This is a genomic window from Burkholderia sp. Ac-20353, assembly GCF_017104785.1.
GTDB lineage: Bacteria > Pseudomonadota > Gammaproteobacteria > Burkholderiales > Burkholderiaceae > Burkholderia.
The window spans coordinates 1-8,770 of the sequence record NZ_JAAGPL010000282.1 but is presented as its reverse complement, the minus strand read 5'-3'; the positions used below and the strand labels follow the sequence as shown (position 1 = coordinate 8,770).

Genomic DNA, 8,770 nt, shown 5'->3' with positions numbered 1-8,770 from the left:
ACCGACGTGGCCGAGCCGTCGCCGGCCGGGGCCGCATCGCCGCCGTCCGTCGCGTTCGCGGATGCGGCAACCGCGGGCGCGAGCCACTGCGCGGCCTCGAAGCCCGTGTTCGCGCCGCAGTACGGCGTCGCGAGCCCGTTCGTGAAGAGGCGCACTTCTTCGCCGACCTGGCGCGCGAAGTCGGCCTGCGAGTAGGTGTCGGCGACGTCCCACACGCGCAGCGCGGTCTGCGGCACGTCGAACACGTCGGCGAGGCCGTCGGCGATCGTGCGCGGCAGCGCGTACGGATCGCGCTCGGCGATCACGCGCGCGGTCCAGCGGCTGAATTTCGCGGACAGGCTGTCGTTCTCGTGGCCGTAGCGCACGAGTTCGGCGAGCCGGCGCTCGAGATGCTTGTTCTTGTCGCGCAGCATCTCCATCTGCCGCTCCTGCAGCGAGATCGCCGCCTTGCCGTGCGGGTTCGCGAGTCGGATCGTGGCGAGCAGTTCGGCGTGCCGCGCGAAGAATTCGGGATTGGCGAGCAGGTAGTCGGCGACTTCGCGATCGTTCATGGGGCGGGAGCGTTCAATCAGGACAAGTAAAGGGTCAGACAGCCAGGTCGATCTCGCCTTCGAAGACGGTTGCGGCGGGGCCCGCCATCATCAGCGGTGCAGACTCGTCGCGCGCGCCGTCCCAGCTGATCGTCAGCGTGCCGCCGTGGGTGTGCACCGTGACAGGCGTTTCGAGCAGGCCGCGCCGGATGCCGGCCGCGACCGCCGCGCACGCGCCGGTGCCGCACGCGAGCGTCTCGCCCGCGCCGCGCTCGTAGACGCGCAGCTTCACTTCGTGGGGCGACACGATCTGCATGAAGCCGGCGTTGACCCGCTGCGGAAAGCGCGCGTGACGTTCGATCAGCGGGCCTTCGGCGAGCACCGGATACGCTTCGGCGTCGTCGACCACCTGCACCGCGTGCGGGTTGCCCATCGACACGGTCGAGATCCAGCGCGTCTCGCCGTTCACGTCGAGCGGCCACAACGTGTCGCGGCCGTCCGGGCGGCCGTCGAGGCCCGCCGCAACGAATGGCACGAGGTCCGGCGCGAACACGGGCGCGCCCATGTCGACGACGACCTCGCCGTTCTCCTGCATCGTCAGCGTGATCAGGCCCTTCATTACTTCGACGCGCACGCTGCGCTTGTCGGTCAGATGCCGGTCGACCACGAACTTGACGAAGCAGCGCGCGCCATTGCCGCAGTGTTCGACCTCGCCGCCGTCGCAATTGAAGATCCGGTACTTGAAATCCACGCCGTCGACGGTCGGTTTCTCGACGACCAGCAACTGGTCGGCGCCGATCCCGAAATGGCGGTTGGCGAGCGCGCGCACCTGCGCTTCGGTAAGCGGCGGCAGCGCGCGGGAGTAGCCGTCGAGCACGACGAAGTCGTTGCCGGCGCCATGCATCTTGGTGAACGAGAGCTTCACGGGTCCCGGAATTCCATTGCAAATAGGGGGCTCAGCGCGGCGGGCGCGTCGCGGCGCGATGCCGGGCGGGCTGCTTCGTCGTGCTGATCTCAACCGCGAATGATACATGCAGCCGTCACGGCCGTCCCGTGCGGCCGGGGCGCGGGAGCGTGCGGGAAGCCTGGCGGAGGGTGTCGCGCTGGCCGATCGGCCGGCTTGTGACGGAGTGTGCGCCGATCGTAGGCTGTTGCGCGTGGCGGTTCCGAGCCGATTCCGCGCCGATGCCACACCATTTGAGAGTTCAACCAGGCAATTCGTATAGTGTGGCTATACGCTATACAGGCGAGGCCGAAGGCCGTCGCGACTCTTGCCACTGAGGTCATTCAGACGCATGACACGCATCTTCAACCCGCCGCATCCGGGCGAAACGCTACGCGACGACGTGCTGCCGGCGCTCGGCCTGACCGTCACCGAGGCTGCGGCGCAGCTTGGCGTGACGCGCGCGGCGCTATCGCGCGTGCTGAACGGCCGCGCCGGCATTTCGCCGGAAATGGCGCTGCGCATCGAAGGGTGGCTCGGCGAGGAAAACGGCGGGCGCGCGGATCTGTGGCTCGCGCAGCAGGCTGCGTACGATCTCTGGCAAGCGCGCGCGAAGGGCATGCCGAAGGTGGTTCGGGCCCACGCGCGGACTTGACGGCCGGGCGTTCCCGGTGACCGCCGGCGTGACATCGGCCGGCTTGGCGGGGCAGGCACACGCCGGCCAATGCGTGCTAGTACAGGTTCGGCTCGCCCGGCGGGCGGGTCTTGAACCGCTTGTGGACCCAGTAATACTGCTCGGGCATCAGCGGAATCTGTTCCTCGAGGAATTCGTTCATCCGGCGCGCGTCGAGATCGTCGTCGCCGGTCGGGTAATTGGCCCACGGCTTGAACACCTTCAGCCGGTAACCCTTGTAGTTCGGCAGCACCTCGCCGATGAACGGCAAGACCTGCGCGTGGCCGACCTGCGCGAAGCGGCCGACGGCCGTCAGCGTGCAGGCCGGCACGCCGAAGAACGGCACGAAGGTCGAATTGCGCATCCCGTAGTCCATGTCGGCGCCGAGCATCACCGGCTTGCGGTCGCGCAGCCAGCGCAGCACGACGCGCGCACTGTCGGCCCGGCTCGCCAGCTCCGCGCCGAAGCGGCTGCGGCCGGCCTTGGCCGCAGCCTCGATCTCCGGGTTCTTCATCGGCGTATAGAGCGAGCCGCACGTGCGCTCGAGTGCGAGATTGATCGCCATCGAGCCGGCTTCGATGCCGACGAAGTGGAAACCGAGCAGCAGGGTCGGCGGCATGTCGGGATCGGTGAGATCGACCGCGCTGTCGACCGTGAACAGCTTGCGGTAGGTTTCTTCCGACGCGAACCACTGATAGCTGCGCTCGACGTAGCTGCGGATTGCATGGCGGAAATGCAGCCCGGCGACTTCCTCGCGGCGGGCGTCGCTCCAGTCGGGGAAGCAGAGCTTCAGATTGGTGTGTACGATGCGCTTTCGCCCGCTGGGGATCTGATAGAGCAACCAGCCGAGCCCGTCGCCGAACCGGGCGGTCAGGCCGTACGGCAGGCGCGCGAGCAGCTTCAGGAAGCCGATGGCGATAGACGTGCCGAGGCGGCCTAGCATGCGGAGCCTCCGTGGATCGGGCGAGCCGGCATGATGCGAGCAGGGGGGAAGGGCAGCGAAAAATGCGGCACGGGCGGCACTCTGTGACAATTCTGGAAAGCCGCTATAATACGGGCTTCGCCGAGTTAACTGACAACTTGCGGGGCGAAGCCGGCTGGCGCGAAGCGCGCCGCCCGGTACTGGTAATCCGCTAAAGCGTCGCCGCTTCAGGCTAACCGAAGCTGGCTACGTGAAACCAACCGTAACCAACATGGAGCCTGAACAAGTGGCAAACGATTATCTCTTCACGTCCGAATCCGTCTCCGAAGGCCATCCGGACAAAGTCGCGGACCAAATCTCGGACGCGATTCTCGACGCCATCCTCGAGCAGGACAAATACTCCCGCGTTGCGGCCGAAACGCTGTGCAACACGGGTCTCGTCGTGCTGGCCGGTGAAATCACCACGACGGCCAACATCGACTACATCCAGATCGCGCGCGACACGATCAAGCGCATCGGCTACGACAACACCGACTACGGCATCGACTACAAGGGCTGCGCGGTGCTCGTCGCGTACGACAAGCAGTCGCCGGACATTGCGCAAGGCGTCGACCGCGCGCACGACGACAACCTCGACCAGGGCGCGGGCGACCAGGGCCTGATGTTCGGTTACGCGTGTGACGAAACGCCGGAACTGATGCCGCTGCCGATCTACCTGTCGCACCGTCTCGTCGAGCGCCAGGCCAGCCTGCGCCGCGACGGCCGCCTGCAGTGGCTGCGTCCGGACGCGAAGTCGCAGGTGACGGTCCGCTACGTCGACGGCAAGCCGCACTCGATCGACACCGTCGTGCTGTCGACCCAGCACGCGCCGGACATCGAACTGTCCGCGCTGCGCGAGGCCGTGATCGAGGAAATCATCAAGCCGACGCTGCCGGCCGACCTGATCAAGGGCGACATCAAGTTCCTCGTGAACCCGACCGGCCGGTTCGTGATCGGCGGCCCGCAGGGCGACTGCGGCCTGACCGGCCGCAAGATCATCGTCGATACGTACGGCGGCGCTGCGCCGCACGGCGGCGGCGCGTTCTCGGGCAAGGATCCGTCGAAGGTCGACCGTTCGGCTGCCTATGCAGGCCGCTACGTCGCGAAGAACATCGTCGCGGCCGGCCTCGCGTCGCGCGCGCTGATCCAGGTGTCGTACGCGATCGGCGTCGCCGAGCCGACCTCGGTGATGGTCAACACGTTCGGCACGGGCCGCGTGTCCGACGCGACGATCACGCAGCTCGTGCGCGAACACTTCGACCTGCGTCCGAAGGGCATCATCAAGATGCTCGACCTGCTGCGCCCGATCTACGAGAAGACGGCTGCCTACGGCCACTTCGGCCGCGAAGAGCCGGAATTCTCGTGGGAAGCGACGGACAAGGCGCTTGTGCTGGCCGAAGCGGCCGGCGTGGAGCCGGCGGTGCGCGTCGCGTAAGCGTTCGTCACACGAAACAAAAAACCCCGGCGATGCCGGGGTTTTTTATTGCCACGCGTGCCGCTCATCGCAGCGCGCGGGCGTCGCGAAGCGGGCTGGCCCGCCGCGCGATCAGCGTGCCGCGAACGCGAACCAGCCGTCGCTGGCCGCGAGCCGCCGCGGGCGGTTGATCCGGCGCTGCGGGCCGCTCGCGCGGCGCAGCGCGAGCGCGCGCAGTGACGACGGCTTCTGCAGCAGCGAGCGCAGGCCGGCGCGGCGTGCGAACGCCTGCGTGCTCACCATCGAGAAGAATGCGTGGAACCACGCGCGGATGCCGTCGAACCGGGCGTGCGGTTGCGTCTGCTCGGCGAGCGCCTGCGCGCGCGCGCGATGATGGCGCAGCGGGCGAAGGGGAGCGGACGGCACGACGCGCTTCGCAGCGCGGCTGAGACGGGAAGTCAGACGGAATGGCATGTGAACGATGCTTTGCTCGAAATGATGGCGCCCTTGGCGAGCGCACTGGTATGTAACGGCCTCGGATGGCGCAACGCATGGTATCCAGTCTCGTTGCGCGCCGCGCCCGCCAGAACTGACAGGCCGCGACAGGCTACAGCGCTTTCGTGACGCGCAAAAGTCGCGGATAACCCTTGTGCCGCAAGGCTTCCGTTGTATACCGCCTGTCGCTGAGGCATGCGCGACGGCGCACAGTTCCCTTGCGCAGGATCAAATCGGCGGCGTGCATTTCCCTGCGCACGACATTGGTGCTTCGCGCGCCATCCGGCGCCGATTTACAATCGAAACATTCACAAAAAATACATCGAGCGTCCCATGTCTTCATTGCAGTCGGAATCGATTCGCGCGCAGGTTGCGGAACTGCGCGAACGCGGCTTCGTCATCGCCCGCGGCCTCGTCGGCGCGCAGGAGTGCGCGGCGCTGAAGCGCATTGCCGAGCGTCAGTTGCAGGAGGCGGCGCAGCCGATCGAGTTCGAGGCCGACCTGCGTTATCCGGGCGCGCCCGAGTCGAAGCATGCGCCCGGCGGCCACACGGTGCGGCGCCTGCTCGACGCGTATTCACGCGATCCGGCATTCGCCGAGCGTGCGACAGCGCCGGAGATCAGCGCGTGGATGCGTGAATATTTCGGCGAACGGCCCGTGTTGTCGCGCGCGCATCACAACTGCATGATGACGAAGCATCCCGCGTACGGCAGCCTGACGGGCTGGCACCGGGATTTCCGCTACTGGGCGTTCGAGCGGGCCGACATGGTGTCGGCGTGGGTCGCGCTGGGGCCGGAAACCAACGAGAACGGCGCGCTGTGGCTGGTGCCGGGCTCGCATACCGCGGAATTCGGGTCGGAAGCGTTCGACGACGCGAAGTTCTTCCGCGGCGATCTCGCGGAGAACCGGGAGATGATCGATGCGGCAACCTGCCCGCCGCTGAACACGGGCGACGTCGTGTTCTTTCACTGCAACACGCTGCATTCGGCGGGCCAGAACCTGTCGGATCAGGTGAAGTTCTCGCTCGTGTTCACGTATCACGGCGAGAGCAACCGGCCGGTTCCGGGCACGCGTTCGGCGGCGAAGCCGGAAGTGCCTTTCTGACGACGTTCGGTACCTGAGCGCCGCTTTCCGGCGGCCGCTGCAGGCCTGGCATCACCGGGGCAGCGGCGGCTGCCGCAATGACACGACGCGATGACGCGACGCGACAATACGATGCGACCCGCGGTCGTGCAGGGTCAGCGCTTGCCGCCCGGCATCGAGAGCCCGATCAGGCCGATCAGCGATGCGACGACGCCGCCGGCGATCAGCAGGATCGTTTTCGTGGCTGGCGAGCCGGTGAAGAAGCGCGACACGTTGTCGTTGATCGAATGAAACGACTGGCCGCCGAAATACAGCAGCACGACGCCGCCGACGAGCAGCGCAACCGAGATGACCCGGGACATACCAACCTCGCTGAAACGGTGAATCGAGACGCCGCAGTGTAGGCGAGCGTCGCGGCCGCGTCCATCGCCGTGCGCGCGCGCGCCGCGTTCGCTACCATAACCGTCCTGCGCGTCCTGCGCCTTCTTCTCCGCCGGCGCACCCCGTGTGCAACCGGCGCGCTCCATCGACGTCCTGACGGGAATACCCATGGCCTACGAAGCAGCTTCCGAACGTTACGCCGGCATGCAATACCGCACCTGCGGCAGATCCGGGCTCAAACTGCCCGCGCTGTCGCTCGGCCTGTGGCACAACTTCGGCGATACGACGCCGATTTCGACGCAGCGCGAGATCCTGCGCACCGCGTTCGATCTCGGCATCAACCACTTCGATCTCGCGAACAACTACGGGCCGCCGTACGGCAGCGCAGAAGCCAACTTCGGCCGGCTGCTGAGAGAGGATTTCAAGCCGTATCGCGACGAGCTGCTGATCTCGACGAAGGCCGGCTGGGACATGTGGCCGGGGCCGTACGGCAGCGGCGGCGGCTCGCGCAAGTATGTGCTCGCGAGCCTCGACCAGAGCCTGCAGCGAATGGGGCTCGATTACGTCGACATCTTCTATTCGCACCGCTTCGACGCGCATACGCCGCTCGAGGAGACGGCCGGCGCGCTCGCGTCGGCCGTGCAGCAGGGCAAGGCGCTGTACATCGGCATCTCGTCGTATTCGGCCGCGAAGACGCGTGAAATGGCCGCGCTGCTCGCGGAGTACAAGGTGCCGCTGCTGATCCACCAGCCGTCGTACAACCTGCTGAACCGCTGGGTCGAGCACGAGCTGCTCGACACGCTCGATGCGATCGGCACCGGCAGCATCGCGTTCACGCCGCTCGCGCAGGGCCTGCTGACGTCGAAATACCTGAACGGCGTGCCGGCCGACGCGCGCGTGAACAAGCCGGGCGGCGGTTCGCTGCAGGAAGGGCATCTGAGCGCGGACAATCTCGAGCAGGTGCGCAGGCTCGACGCGATCGCCGCGCAGCGCGGGCAAAGCCTCGCGCAGATGGCGCTCGCATGGGTATTGCGCAACGGACGCGTGAGCTCCGCGCTGATCGGCGCGAGCCGCGCGGAGCAGGTGCGCGAAAACGTCGGGGCGCTGCGCAACCTCGAATTCTCGGCCGACGAACTCGCCGAGATCGATCGTTACGCAACGGAAGGCGGCATCAATCTTTGGGAAAAGCCGTCCACCGATCAGGCGATCTGACCGGTAGCCGATGCGGCGCGCGACACGGCCGCCGCATCGTGCCGGGGGGCATCCCGCCACAGCGCCGCCACTGCACCGACACAGCACCGTGTCGGCGTTCCGGGACGGGCCCGCTAGATCAGCGCAGGCAGGCCTTCGACCAGCAGCAACGCGACGCCGACCCCGAGCATCGCACCCAGCACGCGCAACAGGTTGTGGCGGAAATTGGTTGCACACGGCACCGAACCGAGGAACAGCGCGCCGGCGAGCGCCATCGGAATCAGCAGGATGAAGTCACCGATCGTGAAATAGGTGGTCATGCGTGTCTCCCATGCCTTGGCATTTTCGTCTTGATCCGACCCGATTGTGGGATGGGTGGTCAGTTCGAGTATAGATAACGCCGCATGCTTTTCGCTATCCGAACCATTAAAAAAGCAGCGGAAAATGTGACGAAACGCCGATATCGGCCGCGAACAAGACGGAACCCTTACGCATTGCTTTCCCGCTGCTTTCAAGATAGCCCGCGCGACGATCCTTTTTTGGGCGTAGCCTGCGCAGGCGGGCCGCCCGCCGTCGTCGACGAGCGGCCCGCCCGGTCACCTGCGACCCGCGGGCGCGCGAAACACGAGCGCGAGCCCCGCGACGATCGCGCCGATGCCGGCGAGCGCGAGCGGCTCGGGACGGTTGCCGAGCCAGACGGCATCCATCAGCGCGGTGACGACCGGCACGAGATAGAACAGGCTCGTCACGTTGACGAGATCGCCGCGCTGCATCAGGCGATAGAACAGCAGCTGCGCGACGACCGAGATCACGATGCCGAGCCACAGCAGCGGCACCACGAACGCCCAGGTCGTATCGAATGCGATCGGCCGGAACGGCAGGATCGCCGCGCATAGCGCGAGCCCGATCGCGTTCTGCAGCGGCAATACGTCGGTGGGCGCCGAGCGTACGCGTTTCTGCAGCAGCGCACCGGCCGTCAGCGCGACGAGCGCGGTGAGCGCGCAGGCGATGCCCGCGACCGGCATGGCCGAGCCGCCGGTGCCGCGGCAGACGATCAGCGCGAGCCCGGCGAGCGCGAGCCCGAGCCCCGCGACGCGTG

General features: G+C 67.0%; 11 protein-coding genes. 4 read left to right on the top strand and 7 right to left on the bottom strand.

From position 1 onward, the window contains the following. Both G3N94_RS37825 and dapF read right to left on the bottom strand, forming a co-directional pair. On the bottom strand, nt 1-551 hold a 551-nt coding region (locus tag G3N94_RS37825), incomplete at its 3' end, for a DUF484 family protein (RefSeq protein ID WP_205799327.1). 34 nt (nt 552-585) lie between these two features. Further along, the gene (gene dapF, locus G3N94_RS37820; RefSeq protein WP_205799326.1) at nt 586-1,455 is read right to left on the bottom strand and encodes a diaminopimelate epimerase; all 870 of its coding nucleotides are present in this window, start codon (nt 1,453-1,455) and stop codon (nt 586-588) included. A 370-nt stretch (nt 1,456-1,825) separates the two neighbouring features. Between dapF and G3N94_RS37815 the strand changes: the two genes are divergently transcribed. Beyond that, a complete protein-coding gene (locus tag G3N94_RS37815; RefSeq protein WP_205799325.1) occupies nt 1,826-2,128 on the top strand; it encodes a HigA family addiction module antitoxin in 303 nt (100 codons plus the stop codon). A gap of 76 nt (nt 2,129-2,204) precedes the next feature. Here the strand turns inward: G3N94_RS37815 and G3N94_RS37810 are convergent, their stop codons facing one another. Next, nucleotides 2,205-3,089, bottom strand: coding sequence for a lipid A biosynthesis lauroyl acyltransferase (locus tag G3N94_RS37810; protein WP_205799324.1), 885 nt, complete (start codon nt 3,087-3,089; stop codon nt 2,205-2,207). Nucleotides 3,090-3,354: 265 nt separating this feature from the next. On the opposite strand from G3N94_RS37810, the gene metK reads away from it, so the two are divergent. Then, nucleotides 3,355-4,542, top strand: a complete 1,188-nt coding sequence (gene metK, locus G3N94_RS37805; RefSeq protein ID WP_205799323.1) for a methionine adenosyltransferase — start codon at nt 3,355-3,357, stop codon at nt 4,540-4,542. Between the two features lie 111 nt (nt 4,543-4,653). On the opposite strand, the gene G3N94_RS37800 is transcribed toward metK, so the two are convergent. Next, complete coding sequence (locus G3N94_RS37800) at nt 4,654-4,995, bottom strand: hypothetical protein (RefSeq protein WP_205799322.1); 342 nt, start codon at nt 4,993-4,995, stop codon at nt 4,654-4,656. A 354-nt stretch (nt 4,996-5,349) separates the two neighbouring features. Here G3N94_RS37800 and G3N94_RS37795 point away from each other — a divergent pair, with 354 nt between their 5' ends. Continuing rightward, entirely contained in the window at nt 5,350-6,120 is a 771-nt protein-coding gene (locus G3N94_RS37795) for a phytanoyl-CoA dioxygenase family protein (protein ID WP_205799321.1), read from the top strand. Between the two features lie 134 nt (nt 6,121-6,254). Here G3N94_RS37795 and G3N94_RS37790 read toward each other — a convergent pair whose 3' ends face one another. Next, nucleotides 6,255-6,461, bottom strand: a complete 207-nt coding sequence (locus G3N94_RS37790) for a DUF3185 family protein (protein ID WP_205799320.1) — start codon at nt 6,459-6,461, stop codon at nt 6,255-6,257. Between the two features lie 187 nt (nt 6,462-6,648). Here G3N94_RS37790 and mgrA point away from each other — a divergent pair, with 187 nt between their 5' ends. Next, the gene (gene mgrA / locus G3N94_RS37785; protein ID WP_205799319.1) at nt 6,649-7,692 is read left to right on the top strand and encodes an L-glyceraldehyde 3-phosphate reductase; all 1,044 of its coding nucleotides are present in this window, start codon (nt 6,649-6,651) and stop codon (nt 7,690-7,692) included. Nucleotides 7,693-7,805: 113 nt separating this feature from the next. On the opposite strand, the gene G3N94_RS37780 is transcribed toward mgrA, so the two are convergent. Then, on the bottom strand, nt 7,806-7,991 hold the full coding sequence (locus G3N94_RS37780) for a hypothetical protein (protein ID WP_124600766.1): 186 nt from the start codon (nt 7,989-7,991) through the stop codon (nt 7,806-7,808). A gap of 276 nt (nt 7,992-8,267) precedes the next feature. Continuing rightward, a partial coding sequence (locus tag G3N94_RS37775; protein ID WP_205799318.1) for a DMT family transporter occupies nt 8,268-8,770 on the bottom strand: 503 nt, incomplete at its 5' end.